General features: G+C 46.1%; 21 protein-coding genes and 1 pseudogene. 16 read left to right on the top strand and 6 right to left on the bottom strand.

Translation table 11 applies throughout. The annotated features are described in order from the left end of the window. The first annotated feature begins 2 nt into the window (after positions 1–2). The 12 genes from PAEVO_RS14095 (at position 3) to PAEVO_RS14040 (ending at position 9489) form a co-directional block, all read left to right on the top strand. Positions 3–440 carry a phage tail fiber protein gene (locus tag PAEVO_RS14095; protein WP_100538104.1) on the top strand — a complete coding sequence of 146 codons (438 nt, stop codon included), beginning with the start codon at positions 3–5 and terminating at the stop codon, positions 438–440. A 12-nt stretch (positions 441–452) separates the two neighbouring features. After that, positions 453–3179, top strand: coding sequence for a hypothetical protein (locus tag PAEVO_RS14090; RefSeq protein ID WP_100538103.1), 2727 nt, complete (start codon positions 453–455; stop codon positions 3177–3179). 11 nt (positions 3180–3190) lie between these two features. After that, a complete protein-coding gene (locus PAEVO_RS14085; protein ID WP_207797478.1) occupies positions 3191–3988 on the top strand; it encodes a hypothetical protein in 798 nt (265 codons plus the stop codon). Further along, positions 3975–4118 carry an XkdX family protein gene (locus PAEVO_RS14080; protein WP_081742834.1) on the top strand — a complete coding sequence of 48 codons (144 nt, stop codon included), beginning with the start codon at positions 3975–3977 and terminating at the stop codon, positions 4116–4118. Before PAEVO_RS14085 ends, PAEVO_RS14080 begins: the two co-directional genes overlap by 14 nt. Before the next feature lie 25 nt (positions 4119–4143). Further along, positions 4144–4662, top strand: a complete 519-nt coding sequence (locus tag PAEVO_RS14075; RefSeq protein WP_100538102.1) for a phage distal tail protein — start codon at positions 4144–4146, stop codon at positions 4660–4662. 12 nt (positions 4663–4674) lie between these two features. Then, complete coding sequence (locus PAEVO_RS14070) at positions 4675–6879, top strand: prophage endopeptidase tail family protein (protein WP_100538101.1); 2205 nt, start codon at positions 4675–4677, stop codon at positions 6877–6879. Positions 6880–6916: 37 nt separating this feature from the next. Beyond that, positions 6917–7462: a stalk domain-containing protein gene (locus tag PAEVO_RS14065; protein WP_165789662.1), complete on the top strand. Its 546-nt coding sequence runs from the start codon at positions 6917–6919 to the stop codon at positions 7460–7462. A gap of 61 nt (positions 7463–7523) precedes the next feature. Further along, positions 7524–7715 (top strand): hypothetical protein, encoded by a 192-nt coding sequence (locus PAEVO_RS14060; RefSeq protein ID WP_100538099.1) that lies wholly within the window; start codon positions 7524–7526, stop codon positions 7713–7715. Between the two features lie 58 nt (positions 7716–7773). Next, positions 7774–7971, top strand: a complete 198-nt coding sequence (locus PAEVO_RS14055; protein WP_053489275.1) for a BhlA/UviB family holin-like peptide — start codon at positions 7774–7776, stop codon at positions 7969–7971. A 30-nt stretch (positions 7972–8001) separates the two neighbouring features. After that, positions 8002–8271 carry a phage holin family protein gene (locus tag PAEVO_RS14050; protein WP_100538098.1) on the top strand — a complete coding sequence of 90 codons (270 nt, stop codon included), beginning with the start codon at positions 8002–8004 and terminating at the stop codon, positions 8269–8271. Beyond that, on the top strand, positions 8268–8909 hold the full coding sequence (locus tag PAEVO_RS34345) for an N-acetylmuramoyl-L-alanine amidase (protein ID WP_243390763.1): 642 nt from the start codon (positions 8268–8270) through the stop codon (positions 8907–8909). The genes PAEVO_RS14050 and PAEVO_RS34345 overlap by 4 nt, the downstream gene beginning before the upstream one ends. Before the next feature lie 157 nt (positions 8910–9066). Next, positions 9067–9489 (top strand): STAS/SEC14 domain-containing protein, encoded by a 423-nt coding sequence (locus PAEVO_RS14040; RefSeq protein WP_100538097.1) that lies wholly within the window; start codon positions 9067–9069, stop codon positions 9487–9489. 302 nt (positions 9490–9791) lie between these two features. Here PAEVO_RS14040 and PAEVO_RS14035 read toward each other — a convergent pair whose 3' ends face one another. Further along, positions 9792–9992, bottom strand: a complete 201-nt coding sequence (locus PAEVO_RS14035; protein WP_100538096.1) for a hypothetical protein — start codon at positions 9990–9992, stop codon at positions 9792–9794. 98 nt (positions 9993–10090) lie between these two features. Here PAEVO_RS14035 and PAEVO_RS14030 point away from each other — a divergent pair, with 98 nt between their 5' ends. Continuing rightward, on the top strand, positions 10091–10711 hold the full coding sequence (locus PAEVO_RS14030) for a stalk domain-containing protein (RefSeq protein WP_100538095.1): 621 nt from the start codon (positions 10091–10093) through the stop codon (positions 10709–10711). Between the two features lie 64 nt (positions 10712–10775). On the opposite strand, the gene PAEVO_RS14025 is transcribed toward PAEVO_RS14030, so the two are convergent. Then, positions 10776–11624, bottom strand: coding sequence for an ATP-dependent DNA ligase (locus tag PAEVO_RS14025; RefSeq protein ID WP_100538094.1), 849 nt, complete (start codon positions 11622–11624; stop codon positions 10776–10778). Between the two features lie 152 nt (positions 11625–11776). Here PAEVO_RS14025 and PAEVO_RS14020 point away from each other — a divergent pair, with 152 nt between their 5' ends. Together PAEVO_RS14020 and PAEVO_RS14015 are read left to right on the top strand one after the other, a co-directional pair. Then, positions 11777–12157, top strand: coding sequence for a YhjD family protein (locus PAEVO_RS14020; RefSeq protein ID WP_100538093.1), 381 nt, complete (start codon positions 11777–11779; stop codon positions 12155–12157). After that, positions 12154–12492, top strand: a complete 339-nt coding sequence (locus PAEVO_RS14015; protein ID WP_100538092.1) for a YolD-like family protein — start codon at positions 12154–12156, stop codon at positions 12490–12492. Before PAEVO_RS14020 ends, PAEVO_RS14015 begins: the two co-directional genes overlap by 4 nt. A 71-nt stretch (positions 12493–12563) precedes the next feature. Here PAEVO_RS14015 and PAEVO_RS34645 read toward each other — a convergent pair whose 3' ends face one another. From PAEVO_RS34645 to PAEVO_RS34640, 4 genes and pseudogenes are all read right to left on the bottom strand, one after another. Next, a complete protein-coding gene (locus tag PAEVO_RS34645) occupies positions 12564–13364 on the bottom strand; it encodes a collagen-like protein (protein ID WP_279300469.1) in 801 nt (266 codons plus the stop codon). Positions 13365–13682: 318 nt separating this feature from the next. Continuing rightward, a complete protein-coding gene (locus PAEVO_RS14005; RefSeq protein WP_100538091.1) occupies positions 13683–14111 on the bottom strand; it encodes a helix-turn-helix domain-containing protein in 429 nt (142 codons plus the stop codon). 25 nt (positions 14112–14136) lie between these two features. Beyond that, a pseudogene (locus PAEVO_RS14000) lies at positions 14137–15258 on the bottom strand (YifB family Mg chelatase-like AAA ATPase); the annotation flags it as partial. Positions 15259–15568: 310 nt separating this feature from the next. After that, a complete protein-coding gene (locus PAEVO_RS34640; protein WP_100538089.1) occupies positions 15569–16351 on the bottom strand; it encodes a hypothetical protein in 783 nt (260 codons plus the stop codon). A gap of 555 nt (positions 16352–16906) precedes the next feature. Here PAEVO_RS34640 and PAEVO_RS13990 point away from each other — a divergent pair. After that, positions 16907–18442, top strand: a complete 1536-nt coding sequence (locus tag PAEVO_RS13990; RefSeq protein ID WP_100538088.1) for an ABC transporter substrate-binding protein — start codon at positions 16907–16909, stop codon at positions 18440–18442. The last annotated feature ends 121 nt before the right edge of the window (positions 18443–18563 follow it).

The following is an 18563-nucleotide window of genomic DNA, read 5'->3' as shown; positions in this document are numbered from 1 at the left end:
TGATGAACATGTCCAATTATTTAGCCGCGGCATTGCTGAATCAGGTGTTCCGAAATACAGCCTACACCCGGCCATCCAAGGTTTACTTGGCGCTGTATACCAGCAATCCTACGGGAGCCGACACCGGGCAGGAGGTAACCGGCGGCGGATACGTCCGCCAAGAAGTGACCTTTGGCGCGCCGGCGAACGAGAATTACACGATTTATCACCCGACCACGGGCCAACAGGTGACGGTTTCCAAACCGACGATCAAGAATAGTGCAGACATTGCCATGCCGACGGCAACAGCCGATTGGGGGCAAGTATCGCATATCGGGATCCGAGACGCGGCCACCGGCGGGAATCTGCTGTACTTTGGTGCGCTGGAAACCCCGCGTAGCATCCTATCGAATGACATCTTTAAGATGCTGACCGGACAAATTGTATGCACACTGGCGTAAGGAGGGATTGAGATGAAAACCATGTATCCGGCACAGGTAAATAGCCCGGGGACAGAGCTGGCCGGCGCGATCGATGCGGCGCAGGATACGATTCAGGTCGCGGATGGTTCATTCCTTCCGGATGGTCCGAATTTGCTCACGATCGGCACGGACGAAGCTGCCGAAACGATTCTGTATACCGGAAAGACCGGGGATGAACTGACAGGGGTCACACGGGGGTTTCAAGGCACGGCGCAGAGCTGGGCGGCAGGAACCAAGGTCGCCCGGTATTTTACGGCCTATGATCACGATGTGGCCGTTAGCAACATCAGTGAGCTTTCAACTGGACTGACTGCAGCCAAGGACCGATTGGATATCGAGGAACGGAAAGATGTCGTACTTAACGCCGGGATACAGACTCTTAACGCACAGCGGCGCGCGGCTTTTTCTTTGAGTGGGATTAAGGGCAGAACTATTGTAAATAGAATGGGTCGTCATGGGGAACTTAATTCAATTAATCAGTGGATAGCTTACGGTGGTACTATTCAAGTTGCATCTAATGAGGCGATATTGACTAGTAATGGTACAGCTTCAAATCCGCAAATATACAATTTTAACATCGGTTTAGCGCCAAGTGTTGGAGATAAATTATTCTTCCGGGCTAAAGCGTTAAGTGATACGCCGTTAAATTATTTTAGGCTAACGCTATATGATGGTAACAATAAAAAACATGTGGGTGTCTCGGACATACTTAACCCTGATATAAATAAATATTACGATATTGGATGTATTGTAACAATAACACAAGAAATGATTGATAATTGGTCAGCTATTAGTATACGTGTTGCTTCGTATTATCCGTCTACAGTCACTGGTGCTATTTCTAAATTTAGTCAATTGGCAGTCTACAAAATACCGTCTGATAGCTCAGCAAATGTCGATGAATTGTTAAAGTTGTATCCGTACGTTAATAGCGTCCAGCCTGTACGAAATCCATATGCCATCCGGTATGGGGAGAATCTGTTGCCGCCGTTTAATGAGTGGACACTTAACTCGTACGCCTCGGGAAAAGTAAAGTTTATATCTCCATATGCTTTTTCAGTAACTGCCGCTGGTGTCGCAGGTCAGTATGAACAACTTTCGTATACTCTTCCGAGCAAAGCGGGAATTATGTATACGATCCACAAAAAGGGAACAGTAAATCGTATCAATGTACGGTTTTTTGATAGTACTGACACTCTCATTAGCAACGTTACTAACGTCACTGATGACAGCGACACGCTTACTTTTACTACGCCAGAAAACACTGTGAAATTAACGGTTATTTTAAACTCGACCATTGAAGGGGAGTATACGCTATCTGAACCTATGCTCACTCTCGGCACCGAAGCCAAAACGTTCAAACCACGCGAAGACTCGATGCTCGCGTTGCAAACGGACTTATTCGCCGATCCGCTGACAGGTGCGAATGCTGACGAAGTTTTCGAGAAGGACGGGCAGTATTTCAAGCTGGCGAAGTGGAAGAAAACTATCATAAATGGTTCTGAGGATGTTTCATACGGTAGTAGCGCTTCGGGATATAAGACGATTAGGCTGCCTAAAGTTGATCGCGATTTTTCAGCAGGGTTTTATATCACTAAGTATGACGGCAAGCATCTCACATATTCATACAATGCTGTTACCGGAGCGGATCAATTTAGACAAGGGCCAGGAGAAAGTTTCCTGTTTCTAACCGTATCCAACACAGATAGCGGATGGGGCGACAACTACACGCCGACAGCCGACGAGATTAAGGCGTATTTTATGGGCTGGAGGATGCGAAATTGGAACGATCTATTGCCGTACAATGGTACAGGAGAAAAGGCGTGGGGGACTGCAGCAAGTGGAGGTGCTTCTAATTGGACAGCAACTTTACCAACTACTATGGCTGCAGACTGGACGCTGTACCAACTCGTATACCAGCTCGCAACGCCAACGGTCGAGCCTATCGTTTCCGAAGGTGTGCTGACGTTTAATGAAGGCGATAACCAGATCGAGGTTGGAACGGGGATTGTGGTTCGGGAAGGTGCAGTTTTCGCTGCTGAGACGCCTACTAGCGGATACTCATACAATGCTGTTGTTCCCGGAGCTGGACAAGCGAAATACAAAGTAAGGGATTTCCTTAACGTTTATGAGTCCAGTCGCCCGATAAGTGGGTATACAAAGACGCTGAGGACAACTCATAATGGAGCCGCAATCGCATTGCCTAGAGGCTTGTTTAATGCTTCCGCTGCCTATTCCGTCACTTACCTGATGTTGGACACGTCGCCAATAGTCCCATTCAGCGGATCGTACGCTGCTAACGAAAAGGGGATGCTCCAAGAGCTGACCGACGCCGTGCAGCAGAATGCAACGGCTGTATCCGTGCTGATGAATAAGAAGGCGGATAAGGACGCCCCGGGATGGATTATGCCGACGTTGTTGAACGGGTGGGTTAATTTCAGCACTGTATACAATGAGGCTGGCTACACGAAAACATCCAATGGGTGGGTGCATTTTAGAGGAATTATTAGGAACGGCGCAGTCGGACAGAATATATTCGTACTGCCCGCCGGATTCCGTCCATCAAAGATGGTTATCCTTGGTGCTATATCGCACAATAACACAACTTATATACCGTCTGCGGTTAGGGTCTATCCCGATGGTAGCGTACTACTTGACGTTGGTTCGTTCTACCATCTGTCGCTTGAAAGTGTAGATCCGTTTCCAGCAGAACAATAAGGAGGTAGCCAATGAAAGCTGTACCTAAAGTAAATATAGACGGCCTCTATTTAGAGGATGCGCTAGTGGACGATGCCTTTTCCGGTGTCGTCCCTTTTTATGTGGATATGGAACCGAAGCCGCCCACCGATCCAGGCGAAGCCGAGCAGGATCCAGCGCCAGAAGTAGAGCAGCCAGCGGAAACGCCGGAACCTGTCCTCGCTGGATACATCGTCGGCGTGCCGGTTAAGCCCGGACTGTTCCGGCCACGCTTCGACTTGGCGGCGTGGGAGGCTTACCAGGACGCGGAAAGCGCCGCGAAAGAAGCGTTTCAAGCGGAATATGATCGGTGGTCAGCATTACCCGAGGAAGAACGAGGGGAGCCGCCGACATACGTTCCCCCTGAACTACCGACGCTATGGATCGAAGGGTTAACACCGGAAGAGATCGAGGAGCTCACACGGCCACAGCCGCATGAGCCGACCGAGTTGGAATTGCTTGCGGAGGTAGTTGAGGGGATCCAGCAGCAGAACGCACAACTGCAGGAGGTAGTCGTTTCTTCCGGGGAAGAGTTATCCGCGGTAAAAACAGCGAGCACTGAACAGCAGTTGACGTTAAGCGCCCTCGGTTCAGAACAGGTAAAGCAAGACCTTTCGACGCTGGACCTCAAGCAACAGAACAATGTAATCGGTGCGGAGCTGGTCAGGAAGGATATTTCAATTCTTGATCTATACATGCAAGGCCAAGTGCTCGGGCAAATGCTGGCGGCGCTGGAATTGAAATTATTAGCCAACAATGGAACAGGAGGAGAATCGAATGTTCAACAGTGATTTCGAAAGATTGTCCTATTACTACGAGAAGAAATGGGTGTCCGATGTTCAGCTTCGGCTTTACGTTCAATTCGGCGTCATCTCGGCAGCAGAGTTTAAGGTGATCACCGGAAAAGACTATAAAGGTTGATCCTTGACCGGAGAGGAGGGGGCGTATGTTCGGAGGACCATTCAATAGGCTGCCGTTTAATCGTCCCGTAACAATGTTCGTGTATGGCCGGGCTGTCCTCAGCGGGTGCGCTGGCGTTATAGCTGCTTCGGTGGTCGAGATGACCGGTCAGGCCAACATGAATGGAGAAGGCGGGATGACGGCCGACTTTATTCGTGAAATCTCCTTTGCTGCCCAAATGGATGCGGACAGCGGGATGAGCGTCGGTTTTGTCCGGGAGCGGCTGCAGCGAGCCATCATGCACGGCATTTCATCCCTGCAGGGGAAGGCAAGCCGGTACCATGTTGACGAGATCGAGTTTACCGGGCCGTTCGTTCCCGGGGACATCATTGTGATTGATAGCGAGAAGTTCAAGATCACGCGGAACGGGGAAAACGTCTCGCATCTGTACAAGGGAGACTTCTTTGACCTGAACCTCGGGAGAAATAATCTTACCTGGACAGACCCGGCCACTGGGCGGACGATCCTCTTCCGAATTACTCACCGCGATAAGTTTTTGTATTAGGGAGGCGATACATTGCCTAATCCAACACTGCAGGTATTTGATAAGAATTTGAAGCGTACCGGAACGCTGATCGATGCCTATAACATTGAACGACGAAGACGGCTCAATAGTGATTATGAGTTGTCTTTTTTAGTTCCTATGACCAGCGAAGACTATCTTGAAAAAATCCAGATCAAGGGTCATGTCAGGGATGAACGCGGACAATATTACGTGATCAATACCCGGCAGCGGCAGCGGGATAAGAAGAAGCTGACGGCACAAATCACCTGCACCCATGTGATGTTCAAGCTGAACGATTACAAGGTACCGTATGATGAATACATCGATGAGGCTTACGGAATCCACATCTCGACACTGTTGAATAAAATCAGCGCGTGGACTGGCGGTCGTTTTACGTTCCAGATTCACGACACATTTGATATGTGGGACATTAAAGACTTCGGCCGGACGACTGCACTCGCCGCGCTGAATCAGGTAATAAACACATACAAAGCGGAGATCCGCCCGGACAATTTTGTCATTCACATCCATAAGAAAATTGGTTCTCAGAATGATCGGTACGAATACCGGACGAAGAAGAACATCATTTCCGATTCGTTTAAGGACGACAGCACAAACCTTGTAACCCGGATGTATGCCCACATGAAAGACGGCAGGACGTGGGTTGGGATGTCTGCAGATAACCTCACAGCGGAAGAACGTAGCCTCCTGCAATCGGTACCGGGGGCCATAGTGAACGGGAAGGTCATGGTGAACTACCTGCTTTCCCCTTACGTGAACTATTGGGGCAGCGACAGCGTTCCGTACTTTGACGGCGAGAACATCCAGCAAGAAATCGAAGATCCCATGGAACTCTTAAAGTCCACCCGGGACGAGCTGCGGAAGAAGGAAATGCCGGAGCTTGAAATCACGATAACAGCAGCGGACCTGTACAAGATCGATAGGGAGGAACACCCACCAGACTTGGGGGATGCTTCTTCAGCGTATGATCCGAAGATGGAAATGAACCGGATTGCGATGCGGATCGTGGAGCTGACGGAATTTCCGTATTCCATTGATCAACATTCGCGGGTGACCCTAGCTAATTTTGCTTTGAAAGATGACATTGACCTGCTTGCAGACCTTGAGCGATCCAGGAAGGTAATGGACAATCTACTTTCCGGAGGGAAGATCCGGACAGAAGTATTCGAAGCTGCAGCGAAACAGGCGATCGTGGACATTAACAACAGTAAGACGGAACTGGTATATCCGCTGGAAGGCGGTATTCTGGCCAGGGAAAAAAATAACCCAAATAATCAAGTTAGGTTCACTGCTGCAGGTATAGGAATCTCGACGGATGGATGGCAAACCATCAGATCAGCAATCACAGCCCGCGGTGTTGTTGCTGAAACGATAATCGGCCAACTCGGAAGCTTCGTATCCATGCTGATCGGCAGCGGCAATAACATAACTCAGATCAACACGAACGGCATTGCTGCAGGTCATGCCAATTTTGGCAGCGCGCCGTTTCGGGTGGACATGCAGGGGAATGTTGTTGCCAATCGGTTGACGGCGAACTCGGCCAACATCTATTCGTCCAACTTCACGAATGGGGCAATCGTTGGATCGTCTATAAATGTGGGGAACGGAGTATTTACCGTATCTCAATATGGACACATGGTTGCAGAGAGCGGGGAGTTTAGGGGCAACATCAGAGCCTCTACCATTGATGGTGGGACTATTAACGGTACCAATATCACCGGTGCGGATATCTTAGGTAGCCGAATCCGGACAGCTTCCTATGGAGAGCGCATTGAACTTGATCCAGACGGGTTTGTTTTTTACGATGGTTATAATGTAAGACGTGTAACTCTCGGGACCAACCCTTCAGCGAATATTTCAGGGCATACTTATTACAATTCTTGGAGTCAGTCACAAGGGCTTGTCTACGCGAATGACAATGAATTGCACGTAATAGGGGCGAATAGCTTGCGTCTTGGGGCTAATGCAGGGACTATACATCTCCAAGGACCAGTCCGGTTTAATAGCTCCGTCAGTGGCCTTTCATTGGGAATAGGTGAAATTGCGGGGCTACGTTCGGAATTGAATTCATTGAGGGACGCTATAGATCGGAAGTCCGATAGAGGGCATACACACACGGTTACACTTCCTACTCACAACCATGGAAACAGTCAGAACCAAAACTGGGGTGGAACCTTCCCAACATCACCTACCTAATGATACTATTTGGATAAACAATCCATTGGAGGTACTTATGAAAAAGTCATTATACGTTCTAGGCGGGGTTTTGATTGGGGTTGTAGTCGCAACATCTTCAAGTGCAATGGCAGACGGAGTAAAGAGCCTTATAGGTAAAAAGGTCACTGGTGAATACAATATCACTGTTAACGGTGAGAGATTGACGGACAAGGGTGCTATTATTGACGGTAAAGCCAACGTTCCTGTTCGAGCTATATCCGAGTCATTGGGGGCGGAAATCAAAGTGAGTGGTAAAACAATTACGGTTACTACTGAACCATCGAACGGCACCGCGAACTCATCGGTGAACAGTAATAATCAGTACGCAAGTTGGAGCAAAGCCGATCTTGAAAACAGACAAACCACTTTGAGAGACAATATACTTGCTCCGACACAAGCTGAGCGGCAGTCACTATTAAAGGAACTTGAGCAAGCTAAAGCTGACGAATCAGAAGTGCTAATTGAGACTCTGGAGAAGCAAATTGCCGTTTATGATAATGATATTGCAAAGTATACGGCTGATCTCGCGAAGGTAGAAGCTGCATTAGCCGCAATTAAATAATGTAATACGAAAGAGTCCGGTACCCCCGGGCTCTTTTATTTTGCCTGAAGGGAGGTGTCATATGGCAAGGATGACGAAGGTTGAGCTGCTTATCGATCTGACAACCCCGGTTGAAGAAATCGCTGCAGTGATAAACATTATGCTCCAAGCATATCCGGACCAACAGATCGAAATCTTACAAGCAGTTGATCACAATGTCGGAGATGCACTCGCTAAATTGCAGAAGTCCGACAAATCTGAGAATGAAGAATAGTTAGGTGCCTCTGGGTGGTCAGGGGGCTATTTCTATTAGAGATACAGGGGGAAGGGCGATGGAGAATGAAGTCGTTAAATACTTTCTAACACAAGGGCCATTTGCCTTGCTGTTTGTATGGCTGCTAATTTATGTGATGCGAGCCAACAAGGAACGAGAGGGTAGATTACAGGATTTGTTGGACAAGTTTAGTGACAAATATGACGTGATTATCGGAGAACTTCGAGACATCAAAGATCGATTCCCAAGGCACTGATAAATAAAAATTTGAGAGGTTGTGTGAAATATGGAATGGAACATGATTTTGGATTATATCAATGCTGAACTGATTGGGGTCGTCATTGCTTGTTGGATTATCGGGTACGTTTTAAAACGAACACCGCTTATCCCTGATTGGTCGATTGTTTATTTGGTTACTATCATTGCTATTGTGTTCTCCTGCATGTTGCTGAGTTTCACGGTCCAAGCAGTCATTCAAGGTATTCTCTGTGGTGCTGTGTCTGTGTATGGCAATCAGCTTGTTAAACAGGGAAAAAAGGGAGCTGAAGGGGAATGACAAAGCTGAACATCGTTAAACCCAGCCTGAAATTTAAATATGCCTTAGATCCGCCGCCGTCAAAGGTGGTTTATTTAGTTCAGCACCATATGGCTCATAAGACTTGGGGTATTCATGAGGTCCATGATTTTCATAAAAACTCCCGAGGTTGGAACGGGATCGGTTATAACTGGTGGATTGGGTTTGATGGAACGATTTATGAAGGCCGCGGCTTCCATTATGGGGCAGGCGTAAATGGTCACAATCACGATTCATTTCATATCGGGTACCAAGGCGATTTTACTCAACAGCAGATGACCGATGCACAGATTGCTTCAGGGATCGCTTTAAATGCTTGGCTATTGGGGAAATATCCCTCGGCGAAAATCGTCGGCCATGAGGAACTTGCATCGACAGCTTGCCCTGGTCGATATTTCCGGATGGACGAACTTAAACAAGGACTATCAAGAAAGGGGGCTGACAACGTGAAACAAGATAGCGAAAAGGTAAATGTCATCGTGAACGGAAAGCAAATCAAAGACGGTAAGCTTGAAAATGGTGTAACCTATGTTCCTCTGCGGGCAGTGGGTGATGCGCTTGGTGCAAAGATTGGATGGAATAAAGGTACCAAGACAGCCACGCTCGACACGAAGGTATAAATCGTCGTTGAACGGCTATACTCGTATTATGAGTGATGTTTCCCCAATTCACTCCCTCTATATAAGAACCCTGTTGGCTTAAGCCGGCGGGGTTCTTTTTAGGCTCTTTCAAAAATTATGTTCTTAATTGCATAGGAATTTTATCCTTATTGATTATATGAGATTTTTACGCATAATTGTAACTAAGGGAGATGATTCCAAGTTGAAAAAGCAGAATATTAGTACAACAGTTTCAGAAGATTTAATTGTTACCCATTTAATTGGCAAGATTAAAACAGCTGATGTTAATGAATGGTTTAATGGATTCGAGCAGGTTTGTCAGCAATTCATTTCTGAGGGTCGAAAATACAAATTGTTGGTGGATAGAAAAGGATACACGCCAGATCATTTTTCTGTTCAAAAAGCATGGAAAGATAAGTTCTTTAATGAAATCATTTTGAATAACAGTAAGGCAATTGCGTTTCTCCTTGAAGAAGGGGAGATAATGAATTATTTACAACAATCCAATACAAAAGAATCCGTAAAATTTTTTGATAATTATGAACAAGCATTGACTTGGTTGAATGAATACCCAATATAAAAATACGAATTGATCGAATACGTCAATGAAGGAGCCCTCCGAGCCTAGTACATAAAAGCCGTGTGCCTGGATTTTGAAACGGTGGAGATGATGACCGGACGGAGGAGTCCGGAAATACTGAAAGGATACATCAACATCTGAAGGCTCACAGTTATATCCAGTGGTTGGACAAATCAACAATTGCCGGTATATTCGTATTAAAAACGATAACGATCCGATGCAACGTAAAGTAATCTTGATTATTGAATGTATTAAGAAACCCTACCGGCTTAGTCGGCAGGGTTTTCTTCTTATCATTAGTCTTATTTTACAGGAAGACCAATAATTCTCATAACGTGATTTATTTCATTTAATGGTACAGAAACGACCTCATTTGGTGTATATATTTTCACTCTTTCCGGATCTGTTGAATGTTTTGGTAGTCCCACTGTTATTTCCCCATCTTTAGTGCGGACACTTACCTGTTGCTGTTTATCTATAGCTATTTTTAGTTCTTTAAGCATATGTATTTCCTCCTTTAGTATCTATCTATTAATTTATTCGGTCTTTTGTCCGATAAATTAATAGATTAGGGGAAATTAGTAAAAAGGAGGAAGAAAGAATGAAGAAACGGAAAATTGTTATAGCTATGACTGCACTATTGATGTTGGGTGGTACTGCCGTGTATGCAGCAGCCCCACAAATCAAGGGCACGATTCAGAACTTCAAATATGTTTTGAATGGAAAAGCTTGGAGTAATTCGGGCAAGCCTATACTGGTAAATGGTCAGTATTATCTGCCGGTGAACACTGTTAAAGAAGCAACAAAAACAAACATAACGATCGACAAAGCAAAAGGCACTGTACATATTGGTGAGAAATTAAAGGAAACGCCTATTTTGAATGAAGAGGTAAACTACTACAACGCTGCATTAACCAGGGACGATGCATACACTGGGGATTTTAAAGAAGTGATCCTTGCAAAAAAAGCATACTCATCAAGCATATATTTGAAACCAGGAGCAATCTATCAATCGCTAGTCTTGGATGTTAGTGCTATTGACAAAGACTCAACGATAATAATAAAAAACAGAGATAAAAAAGAGGAATTAAAGTCCTTGTTTGTTTCCAAAGAAACACAAGAACAAATTGAGTTGAATATCAGTGGAATGAAAGAGGTTGAAGTTATAGTTGAAGCTAACGGTGGTAATGTTGTAATTTATCCAACTTCCCATTATAAATAATCGTTTAGCATTGGTAAAGAACCCTGCAGCTTAATTGCATGCAGGGTTCTTTTTTTATTTCAACTCATTTTATGAGTTCCGTTAATACTGGCGTCCGCAACATCCCCGATTTGGTCCAGTTTCGAAATTTCACCCGGCCTCGGATCGTTGGATTCAAATGCACAAAATTTTTGTCATCGCCTGTTACAAGGGCTCGACTTCTCGAATAAAATTCTTTTCGACCCGCCTGTGTTACGTACTCCACAATTCCAGCGGGACGGAGCCGACCAGACTCATCAGGGATAGCGGCAAGCAATCCGAATTCGTCCTTGCGATACCCTGTGATGAATACGTCAGCATACGACCAATTGATGATCTTCTGCCAGGCCGGTGATCGGCGGCTTACATAAAGACTATTCTTCCGCTTGCCGACCATCCCTTCAAGTTTTCGGTTCACCATTTGATCAAACAATGCTTCTCCCGCACCTTCCACGAAGGGTATGACGCCGAAGTGCTGATTCGGCATACTTATTCCGGCAAGAATCTCTTTTCGCTGCATCAGCGGCAGCTTCCGAAGGTCTTGCCCTTTGTATTGCAATATGTCGAACACAACAAAAGTAACTGGTGAAGATATGGTCAGCTGCTTGATGCGTTGGTCCTTACTAGCTTTAAACCGAATCATGACTTCCTCAAAGTCCACACCGTCGGGACCGGCACACGCTACTTCTCCATCCAGAAGGATGTCATCATCAAACGGAACCAACAATTCGGGGTATTGTTGGGTACATTCCGTCTCGTGACGAGTATAAAGCCGGATCCGGCCGGACTGTTGGGAAAACAGGAGTCTGTGCCCGTCAATCTTTGGTTCGAATATATAGTGCGAATCTGAGAAAGAAGTTGGCGCGGTAGCAAGTAACATCGGTTCAATAAACATAAAAACACCTCGAACTAATTATAACGTTCAAGGTTATGTTGATCAGGCGGTAAGTTATGTCATTACATAAGGATTAAATTTACATTGATAAAAGAACTAATGTTCGCATATAATACAAACAAACGTTCCCGTTACAAGGTGGTGAAAGTTGGTTGAGTATTGGACTGAAGCCAGATGAATCAAAATTAGTGAAGGATTATATTTTGTTACCCCTTTTACTTGATGTGTTAGAGCATGATCGTTCGGTCCTGAGTAGGGCAGATTTAAAGTCCCAAGAGCTAACTAATGTAATAATCGACCGTTTACAGGCAGCTGCTTTATCGGATTTAGCTCAGGCTCGCAGGAAAATGCGTGAATACGCAATCAAGGTTTATGAGGATCGAAAAACGAAACTAGGTATTGAGGTTGAATTCATCTGCAGAGGGTATCACCACAAGCTGTCCATGCTTTGGGGGCTAATTGAGGCAGAGATTGAACAGAGATCGTACACTTACCTGGGGCTAAAAATTGAAGACAAGGGGGCACTAAAATGACAACAAGAAAAAAGCTGGAGGGTAATGGGCTGTGGGAATCCAGTCGTATGATGCTCCCAGAACACAAAGAAACAATCATTCGCCGACAACTAGAAGAGGGGAGGAAAGACCGTCCAACGCTCGATCCGCAGGAAATGGAATTGATCGAACAAGCGCTAGCTGAGTCTTTTCATGAACATCGCACTATTACAGTGAGGCTGTTTGATGAATATGATGATATAGAGTTAACAGGTATTGTTGTACTGATTCACACGTTCAGACGGGAGATCAAATTGTCCATTGATGAAGGAGAATGGCAATGGATTAAGATTGATGGAATTGTTTCAGTTGGATGAGTACATAGATAATGAAAGAAAAGAACCCTTATATTCTCGGGTTCTTTTCTTATGCTTTATATCAACTATTGTTACGCCAATCGTTCTATAACAATAGATGCACTTACGGTTGGTGTACCTCCACCGATGGCATTCAGTAAGGTCTGAGCACCCATATTATCAATACGATTTAACGTCAAGACACCACCTGCTGTTAAAAAGGCAACTACCTGACCTTGATATGGCTGGTTACCAGCTCCTGAGCCATAGTTACTGCATGGGACCAGTGCAGGAACGGCAGGACCAGCACCGTCAGGGTCAAAGAACAATGCGAAAGCACTGTTACCTGCTACTGGGAATACCTCCCAACTTATATTGTAAACGCCTGTTTCATTGACAGTAAATGTTGAAGGAGCAGTGAACGTAAGTGCTGTTCCACCAATTATAGGAGGATTGTTGAAGGTTACTGCGCCTCCTTGAGCACCAGGTGCTGGAGCAGCGGCGGGAGATTGCGCTTCCGTGCTACATACAAAAGCAAATGCTGAAACGCCGGCCGGCCCTGTCGCTCCAGTTGCTCCAGTTGCTCCAGGGGCTCCAGCGGGTCCAACAGGCCCTTGAATTCCTTGAGCTCCAGGAAGTCCTTGTGCTCCGACAGGTCCTTGAGGTCCTGGAATACCTTGAGCTCCGGCAGGTCCTTGAGGTCCTTGAGGTCCTTGAGGTCCTTGAGGTCCAGGCACAGGTGTTACATTGATTCTAGGTGGTGGACAGGAAAGATTTATTACCTTTCTCTTTTTACATACGATCTCTTTTTTCTTCTTCCCTTTACAACAGGTGAGATTTCTCTTTAGTGGTTTTTTGTGTAATTTTCCAATAGAACGATGCAATAGAAGCACCTCCTTGTTATTTAATTGCATGATATGTTGAAATGCCTGTAAGCGCATGGATATGCACCTAAGGTTTAATAGACACCTGTCTGTTTATAGGGAAAAGGGGCTAATTGATTGGGATAAAAGCATATTTTAAAAATGTAGATTTTTTGCCCGAACACAAACTGAATATTTGAATAAATTGTGATTAGAACTTTTCAATTTACTTCTTATGGAGTAGGGGATCCATATCTCAATGGATCCTTTTTTTTGTTGAAAAATTAATTATGGAATGGTTTATAATATTATTAAAAACCCGCGTTCTAAACGCGGGTCGTATTTTTATTATTCATTTATTCTAAGAAACAGGTCCACTTTGGAAAGATGCTTATTTGATGGCTCTACTCTATCAGTTTCCCAGCTCGTTATTGATTTAGAATCAACCCCAAGTTTCGTAGCAGCTTCCTCTTTAGTAAGTCCATGATAAAGACGCGCCTTCTTTAAGCGTTCACCGAACGTGCCCTCAGGAAGGTTCTCGTAGCACCCAAGATAATGAATTGGTTGAACAAGGCAAGCTGATATCTTTTTGAGGCTTTTTAGTGAAGGAGGATGGACACCATTTTCCATCATTGAAATTGTCTCCGGTGTTAGTCCAGATAATGCTGCTAGTTCTCTGATTGTTAAATTGGCTTCATTTCGTGCTGCCCGGATTCTTAAGCCAGGAGTATCTGGAGACGAGGGCGTTTTGTTAAGAGGCAGACTTTTTTTCTTCATTATATAAATGCCTGAGGTGTTCTCTGCACGGACAGGGATTCATCGAACAAGCGAGCATGAAATGCGCCGGGAAGGTAAATACCGCCCGTGCCCGGCTGATGGTTACTTCACGATCCTCCAGGGGCTGTCGCAGCACCTCCAGCACATGCCTCGAGAACTCAGGAAGCTCGTCCAGGAACAGAATGCCTTTATGGGCCAGACTGACTTCCCCCGGCTTCGGAATGGTGCCGCCTCCGATGAGCCCGCCGGCCGAAATGGTATGGTGAGGAGACCGGAAGGGACGTCTTGTCATCAACCCATCGGATGGCTTTAGCTTTCCGGCAGCGCTGAAGATTTTCGTTGTAGTCAACGCTTCTTGATCCGCCAGCGGCGGCAGTATGGTAGGGAGGCGCTTCATAAGCATCGTTTTTCCAGTACCCGGGGGCCCAATAAGCAGAATGTTGTGCATGCCTGCAGCTGCGATGGTCAAGGCGCGTTTGATATGCTGCTGACCGATTACATCTCTATAGTCTTCCAGCTGCTTGTCCTGCAGGCCGTCCCCTTGTGTTTTGCTTAAATGCGTTGACCGATCATATTTGAGCTTGGACAGCGAAACGGTATAGCTTGTAGCTCCCCCAGTTTCACTATTATGGCTGTGATCATCGGGTCCTTCCTGGACAAGCTCCTTTAAATGCTGGAGCTCATAAACCTCGATTCCCCCGATCAATGCGGCTTCCGGAGCATTTTCGCGCGGAAGAAGAACTCCGGCATACCCTTCCTTTTTCGCTTGCTCTACCATGGGCAATACCCCTGTAATGGGCCTAAGCGTACCATCCAGAGCAAGTTCGCCCAGGATCAACATTTGTCCGGCATTCGCAAAGGTCCATTGCTCGCTTGTTAGCAATATGCCGACGGCGATCGCCAGATCGAAGGAAGAGCCCTCTTTGCGCAGATCTGCCGGTGCAAGATTGACGGTTACCCGTTTTAAGGGATAGGTAAAACCGCAGTTCTTAATTGCTGCCCGTACCCGCTCAATCGATTCGCGAATGGAGGAATCGGGCAGACCGATGATAGAGGTTTGGGGCAGCCCGTTCGCCAGGTCCACCTCCACCTGGATGACAACGCCGTCAATGCCGTGCAAGCAAGCGCTATGAAGTTTTCCGTACATAAATGAAAGCACCTCTCTTCAGATATCAGTGGATTGAGTCGAAATAGAACATCCAAGATTCGAAAAGGGTGCTTCCTCATTTTCGCTGGGTAACTCTAGTCCGTATTGTAAAAGTTTACCTCCCGCATGTCAATTCATGATCATATACCAAAACCTCGTCGAGCAGGTAAGAGCCCAGTCTTGATGTCATTAAGCCGCATATTGGATCAAGATCGATGAAATTATTTCAGTTGGATGGGAATTTATGAAAAAAAAGAAAAGAACCCAATATCTACGGATTCTTTCCTTAAGTTAAATAGTTGAATTATTGTTAAGCCAAACGCTCAATAACAATAGATGCACTCACGGTTGGCGTACCTCCACCGATAGCGCTTTGTAAAGTTAATGCCCCCATATTGTCCATACGGTTCAGGGTCAAGACCCCGCCAGCTGTTAAAAAGGCAACTACCTGGCCTTGGTATGGCTGATTGCCTGCATTCGTTCCATAATTGCTGCAAGGAACCAGGGCTGGAACTGCCGGACCGGCTGCATCTGGATCAAAGAACAAACCAAATGCATTCACACCCGGGGTTGGGAATACCTCCCAACTTATATTATATACGCCTGTTTCATTGACAGTAAATGTTGAAGGAGCAGTGAACGTAAGGGCTGTTCCTCCAATTATAGGAGGATTGTTGAAGGTTACTGCGCCTCCTTGAGCACCAGGTGCTGGAGCAGCGGCGGGAGATTGCGTTTCCGTACTACATACAAAAGCAAATGCTGAAACGCCGGCCGGCCCTGTCGCTCCAGTTGCTCCAGTTGCTCCAGGGGCTCCAGCGGGTCCAACAGGCCCTTGAATTCCTTGAGCTCCAGGAAGTCCTTGTGCTCCGACCGGTCCTTGAGGTCCTGGAATACCTTGTGCTCCGGCAGGTCCTTGAGGCCCTTGAGGCCCTTGAGGTCCAGGCACAGGTGTTACATTGATTCTAGGTGGCGGGCAGGAAAGATTGATAACCTTTCTCTTTTTACACACGATTTCTTTTTTCTTTTTCCCTTTACAACACGAGAGATTTCTTTTTAGTGGTTTTTTGTGTAATTTTCCAATAGAACTTTTCAATATGAGCACCTCCTTAGGATGTACTTGCAGGATATGTCACATAACCTGAGAATGAATAGATGGCTACCTAAGGAATTAATAGTCTCAAGTCCATTTATCCAAAAAGGGGCGATCGTAACTCGATGTTCATCAGTCAATTTAAATTAAAGAATGTATTGCCCAGTCAATCAAGGTCTTATTTGTGTTAGATAAAGTGAACGTTTCAGTGCACCTCATAAGTCAAGATCCGTTTTCGGATCTTGACTTTTTTTTCAAATACTTATGAGATTTCTACCAATTTTCTTTCTTATTAGAGACGAAGATGGGGTTGCTGGGCAATATGATTGATTGCTTTCATTCAATAGGTTAAGACCCAGCCACGGCGCGGGATTTGAACGGTGAATGTACCATGGTTCAGAAAGTTGTCACTTTTTCAGAATCGTAGCTTCAGGCAATAACGGGAAGGAATGTAAATAGTCAAAACACGGGTCCGGCAAGTAGAATCAAAATCATAAACGACATGCTGCCTTAAGAGCGGCTGGCGTAACATCATCAATACATAAGGGAGAGGGTTGCGTGAAAGTTTGGAACCGAAAGCTCGGGTTGGTGGCATTGGCCGCCGTTATAACCGGTACAGTATTGAGCGGCTGCTCAAAAGAGAACGCGGTAAAAGAGGAGAATCCTGAAAGCGCCGCCTTAGGCAAGGAAGTCGCACTAGAAATGATGACCTTCTCTCATACGAATTGGCCCTATAAGGAAAACTGGCCGATTTATAAGTACTTAAAAGAAGAAACCGGCATCTCCTTCAAGGTACAACCCGTAATGAGCGATTACACCACAACGATGAACCTGGCAATATCCTCGGGCGAGATACCGGATCTTATGATGGTTAACAGCTTGAATGCCGCCAATACGCACGGGGCCAGCGGGGCGTTTGTCGACTATTTCGAGCATCTGGATCAGATGCCAAACTATAAGAAGTTTCTCGATGATCATCCGGAAGTGAAAGCAGCTATTCTGTCTCCTGAGGGTCAGAACTATTTTATGCCGTTGTATGGACTTGAGCAGCAATCCAGGCGGTCATGGCTTTACCGGGACGACGTATTCAAGAAACACAATCTGACACCGCCGACGACTTACGACGAGCTGTATACGGTCGCGAAAAAATTAAAGGAATTGTACCCGGACAGCTTTCCGATTGCCGTGTTTAACGGTTTGAGTCCGCTGGTCAATATGGCACCTGCGTTTAATACCAATAGCAGCTACTATTACGACTTCGAGAAGAATGAATGGCGCTACGGTCCGACAGAGGACAACTACAAGAAAATGGTTGAGTATATGAATAAATTTTACACGGAGGGATTGGTTGCGCCTGACTTCATGGCGCATAAACGTAAGCAATTTAATGATCTGCTGCTTCAGAACAAATCGTTTATTGCCAGCGATTATATCGGCATCATGGACGAACTTCCGTTAATGCTTGGGGATAAGGCATCCGAGTTTAGTCTCGATTATATGGTTCCTCCTGTTGGAATCCCGGATGGCAAGTCGCACAATGTATTTGCCGGATTGCAGTCCGACGGCTTTGCGGTGGCGGCAAATTCCAAGGAGCGGGATCGGCTGCTGCAGTACCTGGATTTCTTGTTCTCTCCCGAAGGAATTGAGCTGGCAACCTGGGGCAGGGAAGGGGAGACATTTACAACCGAGAACGGGGTTCGCAAATTCAATACGGATTACAAAGAGTTCGGCGATTTGAGAACCAAGACGGGGATCGCAACAATCGGAGCACATACGGTATTGGATATGACGGCTTACGAGTCCATGTATTCCCCAAAAATGCGGGAAGCGATGAAAATCGCGCCGGACCATGAAACGAAACCGCAGCCAAGGCTTGCCTATACGAATGAAGAAAATGAAGTGCTGAGCATGGTCGGCGAAACCGTGAAAAAGTTTCATGAGGAGCAGATTGCCAAGTTCATTCTAGGACAGAAACCAATGGGTGATTGGGATGCTTACGTTAATGAAATAAACAAGCTTGGCGTGCAGCAGGTGCTGGATGTTCATAAAAGTGCTTATGAGCGGACGCAAAAGTTCTTGAATGAAGCTAAGTAATTTATACGGAACGCCATGCCGTTGGATGAACGCAGTGGCTCTCTGTTACGGACCGGCTCTTCGGATGCGTTTCAAGCCCGGTCCCGGTCCGCAAGGGGAGCGGCTTGCAGATACAGCATGG

The sequence above is a fragment of the Paenibacillus sp. GM2FR genome, assembly GCF_002803325.1.
Taxonomy (GTDB): domain Bacteria; phylum Bacillota; class Bacilli; order Paenibacillales; family Paenibacillaceae; genus Paenibacillus_AQ; species Paenibacillus_AQ lautus.
The sequence above is the reverse complement of the archived record's forward strand: the minus strand, read 5'-3'. Positions and strand labels throughout refer to the sequence as shown.